Annotated in this window: 29 protein-coding genes, 5 tRNA genes and 3 rRNA genes; all 37 read left to right on the top strand. The window is 54.0% G+C overall.

Translation table 11 applies throughout. The features are described 5' to 3' along the window. Nucleotides 1-636: 636 nt before the first annotated feature. The 37 genes from ACQ4LH_RS08525 (at nt 637) to rpsK (ending at nt 21,764) form a co-directional block, all read left to right on the top strand. Nucleotides 637-2,173 (top strand): 16S ribosomal RNA (locus tag ACQ4LH_RS08525). Between the two features lie 65 nt (nt 2,174-2,238). Next, nucleotides 2,239-2,315 (top strand) — tRNA-Ile (locus ACQ4LH_RS08520). Nucleotides 2,316-2,346: 31 nt separating this feature from the next. Then, nucleotides 2,347-2,422 (top strand) — tRNA-Ala (locus ACQ4LH_RS08515). A 246-nt stretch (nt 2,423-2,668) separates the two neighbouring features. Further along, nucleotides 2,669-5,558: ribosomal RNA gene (locus ACQ4LH_RS08510) — 23S ribosomal RNA — on the top strand. Between the two features lie 136 nt (nt 5,559-5,694). Continuing rightward, a 5S ribosomal RNA gene (rrf, locus tag ACQ4LH_RS08505) occupies nt 5,695-5,810 on the top strand. The 16S, 23S and 5S rRNA genes sit together here with 2 tRNA genes alongside, the layout of an rRNA operon. A 141-nt stretch (nt 5,811-5,951) precedes the next feature. Then, a complete protein-coding gene (gene birA, locus ACQ4LH_RS08500; protein ID WP_430696770.1) occupies nt 5,952-6,917 on the top strand; it encodes a bifunctional biotin--[acetyl-CoA-carboxylase] ligase/biotin operon repressor BirA in 966 nt (321 codons plus the stop codon). Then, entirely contained in the window at nt 6,907-7,653 is a 747-nt protein-coding gene (locus tag ACQ4LH_RS08495; protein WP_430696783.1) for a pantothenate kinase, read from the top strand. Before birA ends, ACQ4LH_RS08495 begins: the two co-directional genes overlap by 11 nt. A gap of 8 nt (nt 7,654-7,661) precedes the next feature. Continuing rightward, nucleotides 7,662-8,333, top strand: coding sequence for an SPOR domain-containing protein (locus tag ACQ4LH_RS08490; RefSeq protein ID WP_090256316.1), 672 nt, complete (start codon nt 7,662-7,664; stop codon nt 8,331-8,333). Nucleotides 8,334-8,474: 141 nt separating this feature from the next. Next, nucleotides 8,475-8,559 (top strand) — tRNA-Tyr (locus ACQ4LH_RS08485). 24 nt (nt 8,560-8,583) lie between these two features. After that, nucleotides 8,584-8,657 (top strand) — tRNA-Gly (locus tag ACQ4LH_RS08480). Nucleotides 8,658-8,682: 25 nt separating this feature from the next. Beyond that, a tRNA-Thr gene (locus ACQ4LH_RS08475) sits at nt 8,683-8,758 on the top strand. Nucleotides 8,759-8,841: 83 nt separating this feature from the next. Further along, nucleotides 8,842-10,035 carry an elongation factor Tu gene (tuf, locus tag ACQ4LH_RS08470; protein ID WP_275963612.1) on the top strand — a complete coding sequence of 398 codons (1,194 nt, stop codon included), beginning with the start codon at nt 8,842-8,844 and terminating at the stop codon, nt 10,033-10,035. 141 nt (nt 10,036-10,176) lie between these two features. Continuing rightward, entirely contained in the window at nt 10,177-10,488 is a 312-nt protein-coding gene (gene rpsJ / locus ACQ4LH_RS08465) for a 30S ribosomal protein S10 (RefSeq protein WP_010486970.1), read from the top strand. An 84-nt stretch (nt 10,489-10,572) separates the two neighbouring features. Further along, nucleotides 10,573-11,208 carry a 50S ribosomal protein L3 gene (gene rplC / locus ACQ4LH_RS08460; protein ID WP_090505796.1) on the top strand — a complete coding sequence of 212 codons (636 nt, stop codon included), beginning with the start codon at nt 10,573-10,575 and terminating at the stop codon, nt 11,206-11,208. Nucleotides 11,209-11,220: 12 nt separating this feature from the next. Further along, on the top strand, nt 11,221-11,823 hold the full coding sequence (gene rplD, locus ACQ4LH_RS08455) for a 50S ribosomal protein L4 (RefSeq protein ID WP_430696769.1): 603 nt from the start codon (nt 11,221-11,223) through the stop codon (nt 11,821-11,823). Next, on the top strand, nt 11,820-12,119 hold the full coding sequence (gene rplW / locus ACQ4LH_RS08450) for a 50S ribosomal protein L23 (protein ID WP_160089364.1): 300 nt from the start codon (nt 11,820-11,822) through the stop codon (nt 12,117-12,119). The genes rplD and rplW overlap by 4 nt, the downstream gene beginning before the upstream one ends. Nucleotides 12,120-12,133: 14 nt before the next feature. After that, a complete protein-coding gene (gene rplB, locus ACQ4LH_RS08445) occupies nt 12,134-12,958 on the top strand; it encodes a 50S ribosomal protein L2 (protein WP_090255801.1) in 825 nt (274 codons plus the stop codon). 16 nt (nt 12,959-12,974) lie between these two features. Further along, complete coding sequence (rpsS, locus tag ACQ4LH_RS08440) at nt 12,975-13,250, top strand: 30S ribosomal protein S19 (RefSeq protein WP_010486981.1); 276 nt, start codon at nt 12,975-12,977, stop codon at nt 13,248-13,250. An 11-nt stretch (nt 13,251-13,261) separates the two neighbouring features. After that, nucleotides 13,262-13,594 carry a 50S ribosomal protein L22 gene (gene rplV / locus ACQ4LH_RS08435; protein WP_003210077.1) on the top strand — a complete coding sequence of 111 codons (333 nt, stop codon included), beginning with the start codon at nt 13,262-13,264 and terminating at the stop codon, nt 13,592-13,594. A 13-nt stretch (nt 13,595-13,607) separates the two neighbouring features. Continuing rightward, nucleotides 13,608-14,294, top strand: coding sequence for a 30S ribosomal protein S3 (gene rpsC, locus ACQ4LH_RS08430; RefSeq protein ID WP_069519907.1), 687 nt, complete (start codon nt 13,608-13,610; stop codon nt 14,292-14,294). A gap of 12 nt (nt 14,295-14,306) precedes the next feature. Further along, entirely contained in the window at nt 14,307-14,720 is a 414-nt protein-coding gene (gene rplP, locus ACQ4LH_RS08425; protein WP_090255798.1) for a 50S ribosomal protein L16, read from the top strand. Then, complete coding sequence (gene rpmC, locus ACQ4LH_RS08420) at nt 14,720-14,911, top strand: 50S ribosomal protein L29 (protein WP_002555481.1); 192 nt, start codon at nt 14,720-14,722, stop codon at nt 14,909-14,911. Before rplP ends, rpmC begins: the two co-directional genes overlap by 1 nt. A 2-nt stretch (nt 14,912-14,913) precedes the next feature. After that, a complete protein-coding gene (gene rpsQ, locus ACQ4LH_RS08415; RefSeq protein ID WP_090255823.1) occupies nt 14,914-15,180 on the top strand; it encodes a 30S ribosomal protein S17 in 267 nt (88 codons plus the stop codon). Nucleotides 15,181-15,203: 23 nt separating this feature from the next. After that, nucleotides 15,204-15,572: a 50S ribosomal protein L14 gene (rplN, locus tag ACQ4LH_RS08410; protein ID WP_003281831.1), complete on the top strand. Its 369-nt coding sequence runs from the start codon at nt 15,204-15,206 to the stop codon at nt 15,570-15,572. Between the two features lie 11 nt (nt 15,573-15,583). Continuing rightward, on the top strand, nt 15,584-15,898 hold the full coding sequence (gene rplX, locus ACQ4LH_RS08405; RefSeq protein WP_167147115.1) for a 50S ribosomal protein L24: 315 nt from the start codon (nt 15,584-15,586) through the stop codon (nt 15,896-15,898). A 20-nt stretch (nt 15,899-15,918) separates the two neighbouring features. Further along, nucleotides 15,919-16,458: a 50S ribosomal protein L5 gene (rplE, locus tag ACQ4LH_RS08400; protein WP_090255796.1), complete on the top strand. Its 540-nt coding sequence runs from the start codon at nt 15,919-15,921 to the stop codon at nt 16,456-16,458. A 13-nt stretch (nt 16,459-16,471) separates the two neighbouring features. After that, a complete protein-coding gene (gene rpsN / locus ACQ4LH_RS08395) occupies nt 16,472-16,777 on the top strand; it encodes a 30S ribosomal protein S14 (RefSeq protein WP_090243102.1) in 306 nt (101 codons plus the stop codon). 183 nt (nt 16,778-16,960) lie between these two features. After that, nucleotides 16,961-17,353: a 30S ribosomal protein S8 gene (gene rpsH, locus ACQ4LH_RS08390; protein ID WP_069519903.1), complete on the top strand. Its 393-nt coding sequence runs from the start codon at nt 16,961-16,963 to the stop codon at nt 17,351-17,353. Between the two features lie 12 nt (nt 17,354-17,365). Then, nucleotides 17,366-17,899, top strand: coding sequence for a 50S ribosomal protein L6 (rplF, locus tag ACQ4LH_RS08385; protein WP_160089362.1), 534 nt, complete (start codon nt 17,366-17,368; stop codon nt 17,897-17,899). Nucleotides 17,900-17,909: 10 nt separating this feature from the next. Then, nucleotides 17,910-18,260 (top strand): 50S ribosomal protein L18, encoded by a 351-nt coding sequence (gene rplR / locus ACQ4LH_RS08380; protein WP_003293038.1) that lies wholly within the window; start codon nt 17,910-17,912, stop codon nt 18,258-18,260. A gap of 3 nt (nt 18,261-18,263) precedes the next feature. Continuing rightward, nucleotides 18,264-18,764, top strand: coding sequence for a 30S ribosomal protein S5 (gene rpsE, locus ACQ4LH_RS08375; RefSeq protein WP_090255789.1), 501 nt, complete (start codon nt 18,264-18,266; stop codon nt 18,762-18,764). Nucleotides 18,765-18,766: 2 nt separating this feature from the next. Beyond that, complete coding sequence (gene rpmD, locus ACQ4LH_RS08370; protein ID WP_079204534.1) at nt 18,767-18,946, top strand: 50S ribosomal protein L30; 180 nt, start codon at nt 18,767-18,769, stop codon at nt 18,944-18,946. 3 nt (nt 18,947-18,949) lie between these two features. Then, nucleotides 18,950-19,384 carry a 50S ribosomal protein L15 gene (rplO, locus tag ACQ4LH_RS08365; RefSeq protein WP_090243121.1) on the top strand — a complete coding sequence of 145 codons (435 nt, stop codon included), beginning with the start codon at nt 18,950-18,952 and terminating at the stop codon, nt 19,382-19,384. Then, a complete protein-coding gene (secY, locus tag ACQ4LH_RS08360; protein ID WP_090255788.1) occupies nt 19,385-20,713 on the top strand; it encodes a preprotein translocase subunit SecY in 1,329 nt (442 codons plus the stop codon). 26 nt (nt 20,714-20,739) lie between these two features. Next, on the top strand, nt 20,740-20,856 hold the full coding sequence (gene rpmJ, locus ACQ4LH_RS08355) for a 50S ribosomal protein L36 (protein ID WP_046788135.1): 117 nt from the start codon (nt 20,740-20,742) through the stop codon (nt 20,854-20,856). A 131-nt stretch (nt 20,857-20,987) separates the two neighbouring features. After that, complete coding sequence (gene rpsM / locus ACQ4LH_RS08350) at nt 20,988-21,344, top strand: 30S ribosomal protein S13 (protein ID WP_090377333.1); 357 nt, start codon at nt 20,988-20,990, stop codon at nt 21,342-21,344. A gap of 30 nt (nt 21,345-21,374) precedes the next feature. Continuing rightward, on the top strand, nt 21,375-21,764 hold the full coding sequence (gene rpsK, locus ACQ4LH_RS08345; protein ID WP_013789773.1) for a 30S ribosomal protein S11: 390 nt from the start codon (nt 21,375-21,377) through the stop codon (nt 21,762-21,764). Nucleotides 21,765-21,768: the final 4 nt, after the last annotated feature.

Here is a 21,768-nt window from a genome sequence, read left to right as displayed (position 1 = left end):
GATAGAGCTTCAACGGCTTTGTCGTTTCTGCAGGCGGCGCGCTAGTGGTTCGTGTGGCTACAGCCCTTGAGTTCGTGGGTGTTGCAACAAAAGTATAACAATCGATTGACCTTCGTTCGGCAGTCCCTATAATGCGCAGCTCTTCAGGCGTATGTGGTCCTTTAAACTTCTTATAAAACAAGAAGTTAGATTTAAAAGAAGGGTTGCAAAGCAGCGAAAGCTGCGTAGAATGCGCCTCCTCTTCAGGAGGTGGTGTTTGAGTCTGAAGGAGTTCGGTCGGGTTGATCGGAGGCGGTAAAAGAGGCGGTTGACAGCGGTTTGAAACGCTGTAGAATTCGCCTCCCGCTGACGAGAAGCTTAAGGCTGAATGAAGGCGCAAGTGGTTGAGATTGAAAAGAAATTTTCGAAATCACTTGACGGAAGATGAGGCTGCTGTAGAATGCGCGCCTCGGTTGAGACGAAAGAATCAACCACCCGCTCTTTAACAACTGAATCAAGCAATTCGTGTGGGTGCTTGTGAGGTAAGACTGCTAGTCGCAAGATTATCAGCATCACAAGTTACTCCGCGAGAAATCAAAGATGTAACCAACGATTGCTGAGCTAAGTTTAGGGTTTTCTCAAAACCCAAGCAGTATTGAACTGAAGAGTTTGATCATGGCTCAGATTGAACGCTGGCGGCAGGCCTAACACATGCAAGTCGAGCGGTAGAGAGAAGCTTGCTTCTCTTGAGAGCGGCGGACGGGTGAGTAATGCCTAGGAATCTGCCTAGTGGTGGGGGATAACGTTCGGAAACGGACGCTAATACCGCATACGTCCTACGGGAGAAAGCGGGGGACCTTCGGGCCTCGCGCCATTAGATGAGCCTAGGTCGGATTAGCTAGTTGGTGAGGTAAAGGCTCACCAAGGCGACGATCCGTAACTGGTCTGAGAGGATGATCAGTCACACTGGAACTGAGACACGGTCCAGACTCCTACGGGAGGCAGCAGTGGGGAATATTGGACAATGGGCGAAAGCCTGATCCAGCCATGCCGCGTGTGTGAAGAAGGTCTTCGGATTGTAAAGCACTTTAAGTTGGGAGGAAGGGTAGTAACTTAATACGTTGCTACTTTGACGTTACCGACAGAATAAGCACCGGCTAACTTCGTGCCAGCAGCCGCGGTAATACGAAGGGTGCAAGCGTTAATCGGAATTACTGGGCGTAAAGCGCGCGTAGGTGGTTCAGTAAGTTGGATGTGAAATCCCCGGGCTCAACCTGGGAACTGCATCCAAAACTGCTGAGCTAGAGTACGGTAGAGGGTGGTGGAATTTCCTGTGTAGCGGTGAAATGCGTAGATATAGGAAGGAACACCAGTGGCGAAGGCGACCACCTGGACTGATACTGACACTGAGGTGCGAAAGCGTGGGGAGCAAACAGGATTAGATACCCTGGTAGTCCACGCCGTAAACGATGTCAACTAGCCGTTGGGAGTCTTGAACTCTTAGTGGCGCAGCTAACGCATTAAGTTGACCGCCTGGGGAGTACGGCCGCAAGGTTAAAACTCAAATGAATTGACGGGGGCCCGCACAAGCGGTGGAGCATGTGGTTTAATTCGAAGCAACGCGAAGAACCTTACCTGGCCTTGACATGCTGAGAACTTTCTAGAGATAGATTGGTGCCTTCGGGAACTCAGACACAGGTGCTGCATGGCTGTCGTCAGCTCGTGTCGTGAGATGTTGGGTTAAGTCCCGTAACGAGCGCAACCCTTGTCCTTAGTTACCAGCACGTAATGGTGGGAACTCTAAGGAGACTGCCGGTGACAAACCGGAGGAAGGTGGGGATGACGTCAAGTCATCATGGCCCTTACGGCCAGGGCTACACACGTGCTACAATGGTCGGTACAAAGGGTTGCCAAGCCGCGAGGTGGAGCTAATCCCATAAAACCGATCGTAGTCCGGATCGCAGTCTGCAACTCGACTGCGTGAAGTCGGAATCGCTAGTAATCGTGAATCAGAATGTCACGGTGAATACGTTCCCGGGCCTTGTACACACCGCCCGTCACACCATGGGAGTGGGTTGCACCAGAAGTAGCTAGTCTAACCGCAAGGGGGACGGTTACCACGGTGTGATTCATGACTGGGGTGAAGTCGTAACAAGGTAGCCGTAGGGGAACCTGCGGCTGGATCACCTCCTTAATCGAAGACTTCAGCTTCTTCATAAGTTCCCACACGAATTGCTTGATTCATTGCGAAAGACGATTGGGTCTGTAGCTCAGTTGGTTAGAGCGCACCCCTGATAAGGGTGAGGTCGGCAGTTCGAATCTGCCCAGACCCACCAATTGTTGTGGGGTTTGGCCTTGTAAGAATATGGGGCCATAGCTCAGCTGGGAGAGCGCCTGCCTTGCACGCAGGAGGTCAGCGGTTCGATCCCGCTTGGCTCCACCATATACAGCCTCGTTAAGAGTTCAGAAATGAGCGTTCCTACTACTGGTAGATGAATGTTGATTTCTGGTCTTTGACCAGTAAGAAAATCGTTCTTTAAAAATTTGGGTATGTGATAGAAGTGACTGATTAATTACTTTCACTGGTAATTAATTTGGTCAAGGTAAAATTTGTAGTTCTCAATTGCAAATTTTCGGCGAATGTCGTCTTCACGTTATTAGACAGTAACCAGATTGCTTGGGGTTATATGGTCAAGTGAAGAAGCGCATACGGTGGATGCCTTGGCAGTCAGAGGCGATGAAAGACGTTGTAGCCTGCGATAAGCTCCGGGGAGTCGGCAAACAGACTTTGATCCGGAGATCTCTGAATGGGGGAACCCAGCCAGCATAAGCTGGTTATTACACACTGAATACATAGGTGTGTAAGGCGAACCAGGGGAACTGAAACATCTAAGTACCCTGAGGAATAGAAATCAACCGAGATTCCCTTAGTAGTGGCGAGCGAACGGGGACTAGCCCTTAAGTTGATTTGAGAATAGTGGAAGGCTCTGGAAAGTGCCGCCGTAGTGGGTGATAGCCCCGTACACGAAATTCTCTTATCAATGAAATCGAGTAGGACGGAGCACGAGAAACTTTGTCTGAATATGGGGGGACCATCCTCCAAGGCTAAATACTACTGACTGACCGATAGTGAACTAGTACCGTGAGGGAAAGGCGAAAAGAACCCCGGAGAGGGGAGTGAAATAGATCCTGAAACCGTATGCGTACAAGCAGTGGGAGCCCACTTTGTTGGGTGACTGCGTACCTTTTGTATAATGGGTCAGCGACTTATATTCAGTGGCGAGCTTAACCGAATAGGGGAGGCGTAGCGAAAGCGAGTCTTAATAGGGCGACAGTCGCTGGGTATAGACCCGAAACCGGGCGATCTATCCATGGGCAGGTTGAAGGTTGGGTAACACTAACTGGAGGACCGAACCGACTACCGTTGAAAAGTTAGCGGATGACCTGTGGATCGGAGTGAAAGGCTAATCAAGCTCGGAGATAGCTGGTTCTCCTCGAAAGCTATTTAGGTAGCGCCTCGTGTATCACTGTTGGGGGTAGAGCACTGTTTCGGCTAGGGGGTCATCCCGACTTACCAAACCGATGCAAACTCCGAATACCAACAAGTGTCAGCACGGGAGACACACGGCGGGTGCTAACGTCCGTCGTGAAAAGGGAAACAACCCAGACCGTCAGCTAAGGTCCCAAAGTTATGGTTAAGTGGGAAACGATGTGGGAAGGCTTAGACAGCTAGGAGGTTGGCTTAGAAGCAGCCACCCTTTAAAGAAAGCGTAATAGCTCACTAGTCGAGTCGGCCTGCGCGGAAGATGTAACGGGGCTCAAACCATACACCGAAGCTACGGGTTCATCTTAGGATGAGCGGTAGAGGAGCGTTCTGTAAGCCTGTGAAGGTGAGTTGAGAAGCTTGCTGGAGGTATCAGAAGTGCGAATGCTGACATGAGTAACGACAATGGGAGTGAAAAACTCCCACGCCGAAAGACCAAGGTTTCCTGCGCAACGTTAATCGACGCAGGGTGAGTCGGCCCCTAAGGCGAGGCAGAAATGCGTAGTCGATGGGAAACGGGTTAATATTCCCGTACTTCTAATTACTGCGATGGAGGGACGGAGAAGGCTAGGCCAGCACGGCGTTGGTTGTCCGTGTTTAAGGTGGTAGGCTGATTTCTTAGGTAAATCCGGGAGATCAAGGCCGAGAACTGATGACGAGTTATCTTTTAGATGACGAAGTGGTTGATGCCATGCTTCCAGGAAAAGCTTCTAAGCTTCAGGTAATTAGGAACCGTACCCCAAACCGACACAGGTGGTTAGGTAGAGAATACCAAGGCGCTTGAGAGAACTCGGGTGAAGGAACTAGGCAAAATGGCACCGTAACTTCGGGAGAAGGTGCGCCGGTGAGGGTGAAGCATTTACTGCGTAAGCCCATGCCGGTCGAAGATACCAGGCCGCTGCGACTGTTTATTAAAAACACAGCACTCTGCAAACACGAAAGTGGACGTATAGGGTGTGACGCCTGCCCGGTGCCGGAAGGTTAATTGATGGGGTTAGCTAACGCGAAGCTCTTGATCGAAGCCCCGGTAAACGGCGGCCGTAACTATAACGGTCCTAAGGTAGCGAAATTCCTTGTCGGGTAAGTTCCGACCTGCACGAATGGCGTAACGATGGCGGCGCTGTCTCCACCCGAGACTCAGTGAAATTGAAATCGCTGTGAAGATGCAGTGTATCCGCGGCTAGACGGAAAGACCCCGTGAACCTTTACTATAGCTTTGCACTGGACTTTGAGTTTACTTGTGTAGGATAGGTGGGAGGCTTTGAAGCGTGGACGCCAGTTCGCGTGGAGCCAACCTTGAAATACCACCCTGGTAACCTTGAGGTTCTAACTCTGGTCCGTTATCCGGATCGAGGACAGTGTATGGTGGGTAGTTTGACTGGGGCGGTCTCCTCCTAAAGAGTAACGGAGGAGTACGAAGGTGCGCTCAGACCGGTCGGAAATCGGTCGTAGAGTATAAAGGCAAAAGCGCGCTTGACTGCGAGACAGACACGTCGAGCAGGTACGAAAGTAGGTCTTAGTGATCCGGTGGTTCTGTATGGAAGGGCCATCGCTCAACGGATAAAAGGTACTCCGGGGATAACAGGCTGATACCGCCCAAGAGTTCATATCGACGGCGGTGTTTGGCACCTCGATGTCGGCTCATCACATCCTGGGGCTGAAGCCGGTCCCAAGGGTATGGCTGTTCGCCATTTAAAGTGGTACGCGAGCTGGGTTTAGAACGTCGTGAGACAGTTCGGTCCCTATCTGCCGTGGACGTTTGAGATTTGAGAGGGGCTGCTCCTAGTACGAGAGGACCGGAGTGGACGAACCTCTGGTGTTCCGGTTGTCACGCCAGTGGCATTGCCGGGTAGCTATGTTCGGAAAAGATAACCGCTGAAAGCATCTAAGCGGGAAACTTGCCTCGAGATGAGATCTCACTGGAACCTTGAGTTCCCTAAAGGGCCGTCGAAGACTACGACGTTGATAGGTTGGGTGTGTAAGCGCTGTGAGGCGTTGAGCTAACCAATACTAATTGCCCGTGAGGCTTGACCATATAACACCCAAACAATTTGATGTTTGTGTGTCTAATACAGAAGACCGCAACAGCCGAAAATTTGTAAGCACTGCAAAACCCTTTATCACATACCCAATTCGGAGCAGCGTCTAACGACGATACTCCAGCTGAATCGCTTGACGACCATAGAGCATTGGAACCACCTGATCCCATCCCGAACTCAGTAGTGAAACGATGCATCGCCGATGGTAGTGTGGGGTTTCCCCATGTGAGAGTAGGTCATCGTCAAGCACCTATACCAAAACCCCCGATCGTGAAAACGGTCGGGGGTTTTACTTTGCGCTGCGAAAAAAAACCAAGCAGGTGAGCCTTTGATAGGCAACTAAACAGCGCGTCGTTATCATGCGTGCCTTATTGCTTGGCGGGACTCACATGCTTGCATTGTTAAAGCTTCTTCAAGACGGGCGTTTCCACTCCGGTGAGGCGCTTGGCGCGGCTTTGGGCGTAAGCCGCTCTGCTGTATGGAAGCAGCTGCAGGCTTTGCAGGCTGAATTGTCGTTACCGTTGCACAAGGTGCGCGGGCGCGGCTATCAGCTGGCGACGCCGCTGCAGTTGCTGGATGCTGACTGGCTAAATGCTCAAGTGGATGCTCCGCAGTGGCGAGCGAGCGTTATGCCAAGTGTGGACTCGACCAACGCGGAGGCATTGCGGCTGTTGCCTGCGGCGCAGACTCTTCCGTTCTATGTGATCGCTGAGCGGCAAACCAGTGGGCGAGGGCGGCGGGGGCGTAGTTGGGTAAGTCCCTTCGGCGAGAATCTGTATTACAGCTTGGTTGTTCGTGTGGAAGGTGGCATGCGACAGCTTGAAGGCATGAGCCTCGCTGTCGGCTTGGCGCTGCTGCAGGTTATTCGCGGCTTTGGCGTGGCTGAGGCCGGATTGAAGTGGCCCAACGATGTGCTGGTGGGTGAGCGCAAGCTGGCGGGTATCCTATTAGAGCTGTCTGGCGATCCGGCGGATGTGTGTCATGTGGTCATCGGGATTGGCTTGAATGTGAATATGCTCGCGGCCGATCAGGGGGCTATTGGTCAGCCCTGGACTTCGATGCGTGCTGAGTTGGGGCGTCTGTTAAATCGCAATGAGCTAGTCAGTGAGTTGAATCGGCAGCTGTCGCGCTATCTGGATATTCAGTTGCGTGATGGTTTCGCAGCTTTGCAGGATGAGTGGCAGGCTTGTCACCTTTGGCAGGGGCGGCCGGTTGCGTTAACGGCTGGCGGTGAGCCTATAGAAGGTGAGGTTTTAGGGGTGGATCGTTCTGGGGCCATTCGTCTTCGTGTTGATGGGGCTGAGCGAAGCTTTAGCGGCGGTGAGCTTAGCCTGAGGTTGCGTGATGATTCTTGAGCTCGACTGCGGTAATACCTTTATTAAGTGGCGCTTGCTGGGTGGTGGCAAGGCTACGGCAGACGTAGGCGGTGTCGTTGACTCGGATCAGGCGCTTATAGAGGTTGTCCGCGAGCAGGCTGTGCAGCTACGTGCCTGTCGTCTGGTGAGTGTGCGCAGCGACGAAGAGACTGCGCAGTTAATTTCGCTGCTTGAGCAGGCTTTTGCTGTCGAGTGTCGTGCGGCTCGCTCTGCTGTTTCCTTGTCCGGCGTGCGCAATGGCTATGAGCAGTACGAGCGCCTTGGGCTTGATCGCTGGCTTGCGGTGGTAGGGGCTTATCAGTTATCGGGCAAGGCTGCGCTGGTTATTGACCTGGGCACTGCGGTTACTTCGGATTTTGTGGGTGCAGATGGTGGGCACCAGGGCGGCTTTATTTGCCCGGGTGTGCCGCTGATGCGCACGCAGTTGCGAACCCACACCCGCAGAACGCGCTATGACAGCGATGAGGCGGCCAAGGCGCTTGAAGATTTGGTGCCGGGGCGGGCGACTGCCGAAGCTGTTGAGCGTGGATGCTTGTTGATGCTGCGCGGTTTTGTCAGTGGTCAGGTGGCGATGGCGTCAGAGCTGCTGGGCGGTGACTTTGATGTTTTCCTCACTGGCGGGGATGCCCCGCTGGTGATGGATGTTATTCCGGGTGCGCGGGTTGTGCCGGATCTGGTGTTTATCGGCTTGGCGATCGCTTGCCCCATAGATTGAGGTCATGCATGCGCTGGATGTTCTTGTGGTTGGTTGTACTGAATCTGTTCTATTACGTGTGGCATCAGCAGCAGGCCCCTCTGCGGGTTACTGAGATTGCACCGCTAAATATGGCGCAAGACAGTAAACGCGATATTCGCCTGCTCAGTGAGTCGAGCGCGCCGCCGCGGCGAGAGGTTGCTGTGGCGCAGCCTGCTGAGGCGGTGTGCTTGTTTCTCGGTAGTTTTGAGGTGATGGCGGATGCGTCGGCGGTTGAGCAGCGGTTGTTGAGCCTGGATATTCAGTCGCGCGTGCAAAGCATGGATGCGGCGGCGGGCGTCGATTACTGGGTGTATCTACCGCCGTTGGCTTCGCGGCAGGCTTCATTGCGCCAATTGCGTGAGCTGCAAGCACGCAAGATCGATAGCTACATCATTACTCAGGGCGATTTGGCCAACGGTATCTCCCTGGGTATCTTTCCGCGTAGCGATTCGGCGCAGAGTGTGATGCAGCGATTGCGTGATGCCGGGTACGAGCCGTCCCTGCGTGAGCTGACGCGTGCGCATCGCAGTTTCTGGGTGCGTATTTCGCCGCAAAGTAGGCGTCTGGCGGATGATTCTTTGCTGCAGCGTTTGGCTTTTGACTTCAAAGGCTTAGAGCAGCAATTAATGCCTTGCGAAGGGGTTGCAAGCCCTCAATAGAATGCATAGAATGGCGCCCGCTTCGCAGGGTGGCGCTAACAAGTGTTCTGCGAAGTTGCTGTCAATGTAGCTAACCTCAGGTTTTTTAATGAGAAATTGCTTGACAGTAGGTCGGCATCGAATGAGAATGCCGCCCCGTTTGGAGGGATTCCCGAGTGGCCAAAGGGATCAGACTGTAAATCTGACGTCATCGACTTCGAAGGTTCGAATCCTTCTCCCTCCACCAGATTTAGCGAGAGCTGCAGGCTCCGCGGGTATAGTTCAGTGGTAGAACCTCAGCCTTCCAAGCTGATGATGCGGGTTCGATTCCCGCTACCCGCTCCAGCATTGTTGTTTTCGCAATGTGTTTGCTCATGTAGCTCAGTTGGTAGAGCACACCCTTGGTAAGGGTGAGGTCAGCGGTTCGAGTCCGCTCATGAGCTCCATCTAATAAAGGCAGATATGCAAGTATCTGCCTTTGTTTTATGGCGGTGATACTGAGTCAATTCTTCTCTGGGAGGCAGTCAAAATGGCTAAAGAAAAGTTTGAGCGTAACAAGCCGCACGTCAACGTTGGCACTATCGGTCACGTTGACCACGGTAAAACCACTCTGACCGCTGCTCTGACCCGCGTCTGCTCCGAAGTATTCGGTTCGGCCAAGGTTGACTTCGACAAGATCGACAGCGCCCCAGAGGAAAAAGCTCGCGGTATCACCATCAACACCGCTCACGTTGAATACGATTCGGCCGTGCGTCACTACGCACACGTTGACTGCCCAGGTCACGCCGACTACGTAAAAAACATGATCACCGGTGCTGCGCAGATGGACGGCGCTATCCTGGTTTGCTCCGCTGCTGACGGCCCGATGCCGCAGACTCGCGAGCACATCCTGCTGTCCCGTCAGGTAGGTGTTCCGTACATCGTGGTCTTCCTGAACAAGGCTGACATGGTTGACGACGCCGAGCTGCTGGAGCTGGTGGAAATGGAAGTGCGTGACCTGCTCAGCACTTACGATTTCCCAGGCGACGACACTCCGATCATCATCGGTTCCGCTCTGATGGCTCTGAACGGTCAAGACGACAACGAGATGGGCACCACTGCCGTCAAGAAGCTGGTTGAGACTCTGGACAGCTACATCCCTGAGCCAGTTCGTGCTATCGACAAGCCGTTCCTGATGCCAATCGAAGACGTATTCTCGATCTCCGGTCGTGGCACCGTGGTAACTGGCCGTATCGAGCGCGGTATCGTCAAGATCCAGGAAGAAATCGAGATCGTTGGTCTGCGTGATACCACCAAGACCACCTGTACCGGTGTTGAAATGTTCCGCAAGCTGCTCGACGAAGGTCGTGCTGGTGAGAACTGCGGCGTTCTGCTGCGTGGCACCAAGCGTGATGACGTAGAGCGTGGCCAGGTTCTGGTCAAGCCAGGCTCGGTTAAGCCGCACACCACCTTCACTGCAGAAGTGTATGTGTTGAGCAAAGAAGAAGGCGGTCGTCACACTCCGTTCTTCAAAGGCTACCGTCCTCAGTTCTACTTCCGTACTACTGACGTAACTGGTAACTGCGAACTGCCGGAAGGCGTTGAGATGGTAATGCCAGGTGACAACATCCAGATGACTGTCACTCTGATCAAGACCATCGCAATGGAAGAAGGTCTGCGTTTCGCCATTCGTGAAGGCGGTCGTACCGTCGGCGCCGGCGTCGTAGCCAAAATCATCGCGTAAGTGATGGTTTAAGAAAAAGCCTCCGCTTGCGGGGGCTTTTTTATTGGGTTGACACCTGCTAGGGGCGTCTATAGAATCACGCCTCCTTTTAACGGGCGTATTGCGTCCGTTGGGAATAGCAGCTTGGAATCTGAGGTCAAAATGCAAAACCAACAAATCCGTATTCGGTTGAAGGCTTTTGACCATCGCCTGATCGATCAATCAACCCAGGAAATCGTGGAAACCGCGAAACGTACTGGTGCTCAGGTGCGTGGTCCTATTCCTCTGCCTACCCGCAAAGAGCGGTTCACCGTACTGACCTCGCCACACGTCAACAAAGACGCGCGTGATCAGTTCGAGATCCGTACTCATAAGCGTGTTCTGGACATCGTCCAGCCAACGGATAAAACCGTTGACGCGCTGATGAAGCTTGATCTTGCGGCTGGTGTGGAAGTGCAGATCAGCCTCGGCTAAGACCGCTTTAGGTTTTAGTCGTGTAACGCTCTGAAATGGGCGGCCATAGCGGGTGAAAGCCCCGTACACTCATGAGGTTACAACATGACTATTGGTGTAGTCGGTCGTAAGTGCGGTATGACCCGCATTTTCACCGAAGAAGGTGTCTCCATTCCGGTTACGGTCATTGAGATCGAGCCGAATCGCGTCACCCAGTTCAAAACTGAAGAGTCCGATGGCTATCGTGCAGTGCAAGTCACTGTCGGCGAGCGTCGTGCTTCACGTGTCAGCAAGGCGCAAGCCGGTCACTTCGCTAAGGCGAACGTCGCGGCAGGTCGCACTGTTATGGAATTCCGTCTTGAAGAAGGCGAGTACCAGGCAGGTGATCTGATCAACGCTGAAATATTCCAAGCTGGTCAACTGGTGGATGTCACCGGTCAGTCCAAAGGTAAAGGCTTTGCCGGTACCATCAAGCGTTGGAACTTCCGCGGCCAAGACAACACTCACGGTAACTCCGTGTCCCACCGTGTTCCGGGTTCCATTGGCCAGTGCCAGACTCCGGGTCGCGTATTCAAGGGCAAAAAAATGTCCGGTCATATGGGCGCTGAGCGCGTGACCGTGCAGTCCCTGGAAGTAGTGCGGGTTGACGCTGAACGCAATCTGTTGCTGGTCAAGGGTGCTGTTCCTGGCGCTACTGGCGGCAACCTGGTTGTACGTCCAGCGGCCAAGGCTCGCGGTTAAGGGGAAGCTGACATGCAATTAAATGTAAATGGCGCTCAAGCAATCGAAGTATCCGAAGCCACTTTTGGCGGCGCATACAACGAGACCCTGGTTCACCAAGCAGTTGTGGCCTACATGGCCGGCGGCCGTCAGGGCAGCAAGCAGCAGAAGACTCGTTCCGACGTATCCGGTGGCGGTAAGCGCCCGTGGCGTCAGAAGGGTACCGGTCGTGCTCGTGCAGGTACCACTCGTGGTCCGATCTGGCGTGGCGGTGGTGTGACCTTCGCGGCTCGTCCGCAGAATCACGATCAAAAGCTGAACAAGAAGATGTATCGCGCTGCATTGCGTTCGATTCTTGCCGAGCTGGTTCGTACTGATCGTTTGATCGTCGTCGAAGACTTCAGCGTTGAAGCTCCGAAGACCAAAGAACTGTTGGGCAAGTTGAATGGCATGGGTCTGACCGATGTGCTGATCGTGTCCGATGCTATTGATGAGAATCTGTACCTGGCTGCTCGCAACCTGCCACACGTTGATGTTCGTGACGTGCAAGGTTCCGACCCAGTTAGTCTGATCGCGTATGAAAAGGTGCTGGTCACCATTTCTGCCGTGAAGAAATTCGAGGAGCTGCTGGGATGAACCAGGAACGCGTATTTAAAGTGCTGCTTGGCCCGCACATCTCCGAGAAGGCCACGGTTCTCGCTGACAAGAAAAGTCAGTTCGTTTTCAAGGTTGCAACTGATGCAACCAAGCTGGAAATCAAGAAGGCCGTCGAAAGCCTGTTCAGCGTAAATGTTGCTGCTGTTAATACCGTGAATGTTCTCGGTAAGACCAAGCGCAACGCTCGCGGCCTGGGCAAGCGTAACGACTGGAAGAAAGCGATCATCTCGCTTCAGCCAGGCCAAGATCTCGATTTCGCCAGCAGTGCTGAGTAAGGAAGGGGTGCATCATGGCAATCGTTAAATGCAAACCGACTTCCCCTGGCCGCCGTTTTGTGGTCAAGGTGGTCAATCAGGAGCTGCATAAAGGCGCTCCTTACGCTCCGCTGCTTGAGAAGAAGTCGAAGACTGGCGGTCGTAACAACAATGGTCGTATCACCACCCGTCATATCGGTGGTGGCCACAAGCAGCATTACCGTCTGGTCGATTTCCGTCGCAACGACAAAGATGGCATTCCAGCCACTGTCGAGCGTATTGAATATGATCCGAACCGTACCGCACACATCGCTCTGCTGATGTATGCAGACGGCGAGCGTCGCTACATCATCGCCCCTAAAGGCGTGAGTGCTGGCGATCAGCTGGTAGCTGGCATCATGGCTCCGATCAAGCCGGGCAACAGTCTGCAACTGCGCAATATTCCAGTTGGTAGCACTGTTCACGGTATCGAACTGAAGCCGGGTAAAGGTGCTCAGATCGCTCGTTCCGCTGGTGCTTCGGCTCAGCTGATTGCGCGTGAAGGTGTCTACGTGACCCTGCGTCTGCGTTCCGGTGAGATGCGTAAAGTACTGGCTGAGTGCCGTGCGACCCTGGGCGAAGTCTCGAACTCCGAGCACAGCCTGCGTTCGCTGGGTAAAGCTGGTGCCAAACGCTGGCGTGGCGTTCGCCCAACCGTTCGTGGTGTTGCCATGAACCCGGTTGACCACCCACATGGTGGTGGTGAAGGTCGTACCTCTGGTGGTCGTCATCCGGTGTCTCCATGGGGCTTCCCGACGAAGGGCGCGAAGACTCGTGGTAACAAACGCACCGACAACATGATCGTCCGTCGTCGCAAGTAAATAGAGGGATACGACAGTGCCACGTTCTCTGAAAAAAGGTCCTTTTATTGATCTTCACCTACTGAAGAAGATCGAAGTGGCGGTGGAAAAGAATGATCGCAAGCCGGTGAAAACCTGGTCGCGCCGTTCGATGATCCTGCCACAAATGGTCGGTCTGACCATCGCTGTACATAACGGTCGTCAACATGTCCCAGTTCTCGTGAACGAAGATATGGTCGGTCACAAACTGGGCGAATTTGCCGGCACTCGTACCTATCGTGGGCACGTGGCTGACAAGAAAGCCAAGCGTTAAGGGGTTAGGAAATGGAAGTAGCCGCTAAGTTGTCGGGCGCTCGCATCTCCGCCCAAAAAGCCCGCTTGGTCGCCGACCAGATTCGTGGGAAGAAGGTGGGCGAAGCGCTCAACCTCCTGGCTTTCAGCAGTAAGAAAGCCGCCGAGATCATTAAGAAAGTGCTGGAGTCGGCTGTAGCCAACGCCGAGCACAACGAAGGCGCAGACGTTGATGACTTGAAGGTCAGCACCGTTTTCGTCAACGAAGGGCGTTCGCTGAAGCGCATCATGCCGCGTGCCAAAGGCCGCGCTGATCGCATCGTCAAGCGGTCTTGCCATATCACTGTCAAGGTTGCGGACAAGTAACGGAGTCGATCAGATGGGTCAGAAAGTACATCCCATTGGCATTCGCCTGGGAATCGTCAAGGAGCACACCTCCGTCTGGTACGCCAGCGGTCGGACTTATGCGGACTATTTGTTCGCTGATCTGAAGGTGCGTGAGTATCTCCAAGACAAACTAAAAAGCGCGTCCGTAAGCCGTATCGACATTGCTCGTCCGGCTCAAACCGCACGTATCACCATTCACACCGCTCGTCCCGGTATCGTTATCGGTAAGAAAGGTGAAGATGTTGAGAAACTGCGTCAGGACCTGACCAAGCAAATGGGTGTGCCTGTGCACATCAATATCGAAGAGATCCGCAAGCCGGAGCTCGACGGTATGCTGGTTGCGCAGAGCGTAGCTCAGCAGCTGGAGCGTCGTGTGATGTTCCGTCGCGCTATGAAACGCGCTGTACAGAACGCCATGCGCATTGGTGCCAAGGGCATCAAAATCCAAGTGAGCGGTCGTCTCGGCGGTGCTGAAATTGCACGTACCGAATGGTATCGCGAAGGTCGTGTGCCGTTGCACACCCTGCGTGCCGATATCGACTATGCCACGTACGAAGCGCACACCACTTACGGTGTGATCGGTGTCAAGGTTTGGATCTTCAAAGGCGAAGTTATTGGTGGCCTTAAAGAAGAACTGAAACCCCAAGCGCCTGCGCCTCGTAAAAAAGCTGCTAAGTAAGGAGTACGCAAAATGTTGCAACCAAAGCGTACGAAGTTCCGTAAGCAGATGACCGGCCACAACCGTGGTCTGGCTCAGCGCGGTAGCAAAGTCAGCTTCGGCGAATTTGCTCTGAAGTCTGTTGCCCGTGGTCGTCTCACCGCCCGTCAGATTGAGTCCGCTCGTCGTGCTCTGACTCGTCACGTTAAGCGTGGCGGGAAAATCTGGATTCGCGTCTTCCCGGACAAGCCGATCTCCAAGAAGCCTCTTGAAGTGCGGATGGGTAAAGGGAAGGGTAGCGTTGAATATTGGGTAGCCCAGATCCAGCCAGGCAAAGTCCTGTATGAGATCGAAGGCGTTTCCGAAGAGTTGGCGCGTGAGGCTTTCGCCCTGGCTGCTGCAAAGCTGCCACTCGCCACCACTTTTGTTAAGCGGACGGTGATGTGATGAAGGCGAATGAACTTCGTGAAAAATCAGCACAGCAGCTGAACGAGCAACTGCTCGGCCTGCTGCGCGACCAGTTCAATCTGCGTATGCAGAAAGCAACTGGCCAGTTGGGGCAGTCTCACCTGCTCTCGCAAGTTAAGCGCGACATCGCTCGTGTGAAAACTGTGCTCAACCAGCAGGCAGGTAAGTGATCATGGCTGAAGCCGAAAAAACAGTCCGTACGCTGACCGGCCGTGTCGTCAGCGACAAGATGGACAAGACCATCACCGTATTGATCGAGCGTCGCGTTAAGCACCCGATCTACGGCAAATATGTCAAGCGTTCGACCAAGCTGCACGCACACGACGAAACCAACCAGAGCAAGATCGGTGACAAAGTTTCCATTCGCGAAACTCGTCCCGTTGCCAAGACTAAGTCTTGGGCGCTGGTTGAGATCCTCGAACGCGCAGTGGACGTCTAAGGGCTAAGGGTCGGAGAAATTATATGATTCAGACTCAATCCATGCTCGACGTCGCTGACAACAGCGGTGCTCGTCGCGTTATGTGTATCAAGGTGCTGGGCGGTTCGCACCGCCGTTATGCTGGCATCGGCGACATCATCAAAGTCACCGTTAAGGAAGCAATTCCGCGCGGTAAAGTGAAGAAAGGCCAAGTGATGACTGCTGTTGTAGTCCGCACTCGTCACGGCGTTCGTCGCCCTGATGGCTCGATCATTCGCTTTGATGGCAACGCTGCTGTTCTGCTGAACAACAAGCAAGAGCCAATTGGCACTCGTATTTTTGGGCCAGTGACTCGTGAGCTTCGTACTGAGAAGTTCATGAAGATCGTCTCGCTCGCCCCTGAAGTGCTCTAAGGAGATCCGACATGCAAAAGATTCGTCGTGACGACGAGATCATCGTGATCGCCGGTAAAGACAAAGGTAAGCGTGGCAAGGTGCTCAAGGTTCTCGCTGACGACCGTTTGGTCGTTGGTGGGATCAACCTGGTGAAGCGCCATACCAAGCCGAACCCGATGTCGGGCGTTCAGGGCGGTATCGTCGAGAAAGAAGCGCCAATGCACGCTTCTAACGTGGCCATCTTCAATGGCGAAACCAACAAGGCTGATCGCGTTGGTTTCAAAGTAGAAGAAGGTAAAAAAATTCGTGTCTTCAAGTCGACCCAAAAAGCGGTTGATGCTTGAACACTGCTAGGTAGAAGACCATGGCACGACTAAAAGAGATTTATCGGAAAGAAATCGCTCCCAAGCTTAAGGAAGAACTTAAGCTTGCCAACGTGATGGAAGTTCCGCGTATCACCAAGATCACCCTTAACATGGGCCTGGGCGAAGCAATCGGTGACAAGAAAATCATCGAGCACGCTGTTGCCGACCTGGAAAAGATTACCGGTCAGAAAGTCGTTGTGACTCATGCTCGTAAGTCGATTGCAGGCTTCAAGGTTCGTGAGGGCTGGCCGATCGGCGTTAAAGTAACTCTGCGCCGTGAGCGTATGTACGAGTTCCTGGATCGTCTGCTGTCCATCTCCCTGCCGCGCGTGCGTGACTTCCGCGGCCTGAATGCCAAGTCCTTCGATGGTCGTGGCAACTACAGCATGGGCGTTAAAGAGCAGATCATCTTCCCGGAAATCGACTACGACAAGATCGATGCTCTGCGTGGTCTGGACATTACCCTGACCACCACTGCCCGTACGGATGATGAAGGTCGCGCCTTGCTGCGTGCTTTCAAATTCCCGTTCCGCAACTGATTGGAGTTGGATCATGGCCAAAACCAGCATGAAAAACCGCGAGCTGAAGCGTCAGCAAACGGTAGCCAAGTACGCTAAGAAGCGTGCCGAGCTGAAAGCTACCATCGCCGATCTGAACGCCAGTCCAGAAGCGCGTTGGGAAGCTCAAGTTGCACTGCAGAAGCAGCCGCGTGACGCCAGCGCTTCGCGCCTGCGTAATCGCTGCCGCATTACCGGTCGTCCGCACGGCGTTTATCGCAAGTTCGGTCTGTCCCGTATCAAGCTGCGTGAAGCTGCAATGCGTGGTGATGTACCAGGTCTGGTTAAAGCCAGCTGGTAAAAAACAAAGCCGGCCTAGTGCCGGCTTTGTCTTATCTGTGAATCAGGCCCCTTTGGGGCTTGATTCATTTTTGATCAGTCTCTAGAATGCTCGGCTCGCCTGAGCCTGGGTTCAATTTTTCTCAGAATTCTCAGCGACTGTAGCCGCAAGGCTAATTCTTTTTGTATCAGGAGCGTCTAGCCCATGAGTATGCAGGACCCGTTAGCGGACATGCTAACTCGTATCCGTAATGCCCAGATGGCTGAAAAGTCCGTCGTAAGCATGCCGTCTTCCACGTTGAAGGTGGCTGTAGCCAAAGTTTTGAAAGACGAAGGTTATATTGCGGGTTATCAGATCAGCGGTGAAGTTAAGCCGCAGCTGTCCATCGAGCTGAAATACTTCGAAGGCCGTCCGGTTATCGAAGAAGTTAAGCGCGTGAGCCGTCCAGGCCTTCGCCAATACAAATCCGTCGATGATCTGCCGAAAGTTCGTGGCGGTCTCGGTGTATCCATCGTCTCCACCAACAAGGGTGTGATGACGGACCGCGCTGCGCGCGCTGCCGGTGTCGGCGGCGAAGTGCTTTGCACAGTGTTCTAAGGGGGGATAAGCATGTCTCGCGTTGCTAAGAACCCCGTAAAGCTGCCCGCTGGTGTTGAGATCAAACTCGCCGGCCAACAGCTTTCGGTAAAGGGTGCCAAGGGCACTCTCGAACTGAACGTTCACTCGTCCGTTGAAGTTCTGCAAGAAGCTGGTGAGCTGCGTTTCGCTGCTCGCAATGGCGATCAGCAGACTCGTGCAATGGCCGGTACCACTCGCGCCCTGGTCAACAATATGGTGATCGGTGTTAGCACTGGCTTCGAGCGTAAGCTGCAGCTGGTTGGTGTTGGTTACAAAGCGCAAGCCAAAGGTCAGGTGCTGAACCTCGCTCTCGGCTTCTCCCATCCGATCGACTATGAGTTGCCGGACGGTGTAGTTGCTGAAACCCCGAACCAGACCGAGATCCTGATCAAGGGTGTCGACAAACAACTGGTTGGTCAGGTCGCTGCGGAGATTCGTGACTTCCGTCGTCCTGAACCTTATAAGGGCAAAGGTGTTCGTTACGCTGACGAAGTCGTCCGCCGTAAAGAAGCCAAGAAGAAGTAGGGCATAGCAAATGACCGACAAAAAAGTTACTCGACTGCGTCGCGCTCGCAAAGCACGCCTGAAAATGCACGAGCTCGAAGCCGTGCGTCTCTGCGTGTATCGCTCTTCGCAGCACATCTATGCCCAGGTCATTTCGGCCGACGGCAGCAAGGTTCTGGCCAGCGCCTCTACCTTGGACAAAGCACTGCGTGACGGCGCCACTGGCAACGTCGACGCGGCCAAGAAAGTTGGCGAACTGGTTGCCGAGCGTGCGAAAGCCGCTGGTGTAACTCAGGTTGCATTCGACCGTTCTGGCTTCAAGTACCACGGCCGCGTCAAGGCGCTGGCTGATGCTGCTCGTGAAGGCGGGCTGGAGTTCTAAGTTATGGCAAATAACGACCAAAAGCGCGACGAAGGCTATATCGAGAAGCTGGTACAGGTTAACCGCGTTGCCAAGACCGTTAAGGGTGGCCGTATCTTCACTTTCACCGCGTTGACCGTGGTTGGTGATGGTAAGGGTCGCGTCGGTTTCGGCCGTGGCAAATCCCGTGAAGTGCCTGCTGCTATCCAGAAAGCGATGGAAGCTGCTCGTCGCAATATGATCCAGGTAGACCTGAACGGTACCACCCTGCAGTACGCAATGAAGTCCGCCCATGGCGCTTCGAAGGTGTACATGCAGCCTGCTTCTGAAGGTACCGGCATCATCGCCGGCGGCGCAATGCGTGCCGTTCTGGAAGTAGCTGGCGTGCAGAACGTTCTGGCTAAATGCTACGGCTCGACTAACCCAGTGAACGTGGTTTACGCCACTTTCAAAGGTTTGAAAGCTATGCAGTCGCCAGGTTCTGTTGCGGCCAAGCGTGGCAAGAGCGTCGAGGAGATTCTCTAATCATGGCTAATACCGTAAAAGTCACGCTGATCAAAAGCATGACCGGCCGTATCCCCAACCATAAACTCTGCGTTAAGGGTCTGGGTCTGCGTCGCATCGGTCACACCGTAGAAGTACTGGATACTCCCGAGAATCGCGGGATGATCAACAAGGCTTACTACATGCTGCGAGTCGAGGGTTAATACATGTACCTGAACGATTTGAGTCCTGCGCCGGGTTCCCGTCGCGAGAAGCACCGTCCGGGCCGTGGTATCGGTAGCGGTTTGGGTAAGACTGGTGGCCGCGGCCACAAAGGTCAAACCTCCCGCTCTGGTGGCACCATTGCTCCGGGTTTCGAAGGCGGCCAGCAGCCTCTGCACCGCCGTCTGCCTAAGTTCGGTTTCGTTTCTTTGAAGGCTATGGATCGCGCACAAGTGCGTACTTCCGAGCTGAATAAAATCGAAGGCGGCATTGTTACTCTGCAGTCGCTGAAGGATGCCAACCTGATCAACCAAAACGTACAGCGTGTGAAAGTCATGCTGAGCGGTGAAGTTACTCAGGCAGTCACCCTTAAAGGTATCGCCGTCACCAAAGGTGCGCGTGCGGCTATCGAAGCAGCTGGCGGTAAGTTCGAGGAATAAATGGCTAAGCAAGGTGCTCTCTCAGCGCTCAGCAATGGCGGGTTGTCCGAACTCTGGGCTCGTTTGCGCTTTCTGTTCATGGCGATCATCGTCTATCGGATAGGTGCACACATCCCAGTTCCAGGTATCAACCCGGACCGGCTGGCGGACCTGTTTCGACAGAATGAGGGGACCATTCTTAGCTTGTTCAACATGTTTTCCGGCGGCGCGCTGGAGCGCATGAGCATTTTTGCACTGGGGATCATGCCGTACATTTCGGCGTCGATCATCATGCAGCTCATGACCGCTGTCAGCCCGCAGCTGGAACAGTTGAAGAAGGAAGGTGAAGCTGGCCGTCGCAAGATTAGCCAGTACACCCGCTACGGCACCCTAGTCCTGGCAATTGTCCAAGCAGTCGGCATGTCCGTCGGCCTGGCCAGTCAGGGCGTAGCGTTTACGGTCGATTTCGGCTTCCACTTCGTTGCAGTCACCACGTTTGTGGCGGGTGCGATGTTTATGATGTGGCTAGGCGAGCAAATCACCGAGCGTGGTGTTGGCAACGGTATTTCGATGCTGATCTTTGCAGGCATCGTGGCCGGTCTGCCGTCGGCGATTGGGCAGTCTTTCGAGTCTGCTCGCCAGGGTGATATCAATATCTTCGCCCTGATCGCCATCGGTTTGCTGGCAGTAGCGATTATCGGTTTCGTGGTGTTCATTGAGCGTGGTCAGCGTCGCATTGCGGTGCACTACGCCAAGCGTCAGCAGGGTCGTAAGGTCTTCGCTGCGCAGACTAGCCACTTGCCGTTGAAGGTGAACATGGCGGGGGTTATCCCGGCTATTTTCGCCAGCAGCCTTCTGTTATTCCCGGCTTCGCTGGGTGCCTGGTTTGGTCAGTCTGAAGGTATGGGCTGGCTGCAGGATATTTCACAGGCTATCGCTCCTGGTCAGCCGTTGAACATTTTGCTGTTTAGTGCAGGGATCGTTTTCTTCTGCTTCTTCTATACAGCGTTGATGTTCAACCCGAAAGACGTAGCGGAGAACCTGAAGAAGTCCGGTGCCTTTATTCCGGGTATCCGTCCCGGTGAGCAATCGGCGCGCTATATCGATGGCGTGTTGACTCGCTTGACCATGTTCGGTGCTCTGTACATGACGGCCGTATGCTTGTTGCCCCAGTTCCTGGTGGTGGCTGCCAACGTACCGTTCTATCTTGGCGGGACCTCGTTGCTGATCGTGGTAGTGGTTGTGATGGACTTTATGTCGCAAGTACAATCGCACCTCGTTTCGCACCAGTACGAATCCCTGATGAAGAAAGCCAACCTGAAGGGCTACGGCAGCGGCATGCTGCGCTGAAGTCCATAAGGTTCGAGGAGTTGGTGATGAAAGTTCGTGCATCGGTGAAAAAGCTGTGCCGTAACTGCAAGATTATCCGTCGCGAAGGTGTTGTTCGCGTGATTTGCAGCTCGGAACCGCGTCACAAACAGCGCCAAGGCTGAGTGTGAGTGAAGTTACAAGCCCGGCAGCTAGTGCGCTGCCGGGTTGATTATTTGTTTCTACAGCGTTAATATCTCGCGCCCTATTTCTTGGCTTCCGGGGCGTAGGTAGCTGTCAATTGGAGTTCCACTGAATGGCCCGTATTGCAGGCGTTAACATTCCGGATAACAAGCACACTGTTATCTCGTTGACCTACATCTATGGTGTTGGTCGCACTACTGCACAGAAAGTCTGTGCTGCCGCCGGCGTTAATCCGGCTGCAAAGATCAAAGATCTCTCTGACGAGCAGATCGAGCAGCTGCGTGGCGAAGTAGCCAAGGTGAATACCGAAGGCGACCTGCGTCGTGAAGTGAACATGAAAATCAAGCGCTTGATGGACCTGGGTTGCTACCGCGGCCTGCGTCATCGTCGTGGTCTGCCGGTTCGCGGTCAGCGTACCAAGACCAACGCGCGTACCCGTAAGGGCCCGCGTAAGCCGATCCGCAAGTAATCGCATTCGCGCATCGACAGGAATCTAGTCATGGCAAAACCTGCTGCTCGTACTCGTAAGAAAGTCAAAAAGACGGTGGTTGATGGCATCGCCCACATCCACGCTTCTTTCAACAACACAATCGTGACCATTACTGACCGTCAGGGCAATGCTCTGTCCTGGGCTACCTCTGGTGGTTCGGGTTTCCGCGGCTCGCGTAAAAGCACCCCGTTCGCCGCCCAGGTGGCTGCAGAACGTGCTGGTCAAGCTGCGCTGGAATACGGTCTGAAGAACCTCGACGTTAACGTCAAGGGTCCCGGTCCGGGTCGTGAGTCCGCTGTCCGTGCATTGAACGGCTGTGGCTATAAGATCGCCAGCATCACCGATGTGACGCCAATCCCGCATAACGGGTGCCGTCCTTCGAAGAAGCGTCGCGTGTAATCAG

Origin of the sequence: Pseudomonas peli (genome assembly GCF_050563605.1) — a bacterium.
Lineage (GTDB): Bacteria > Pseudomonadota > Gammaproteobacteria > Pseudomonadales > Pseudomonadaceae > Aquipseudomonas > Aquipseudomonas peli_A.
Note: the sequence above shows the minus strand (reverse complement) of the source record. Positions and strands in the feature narration are given on the sequence as shown.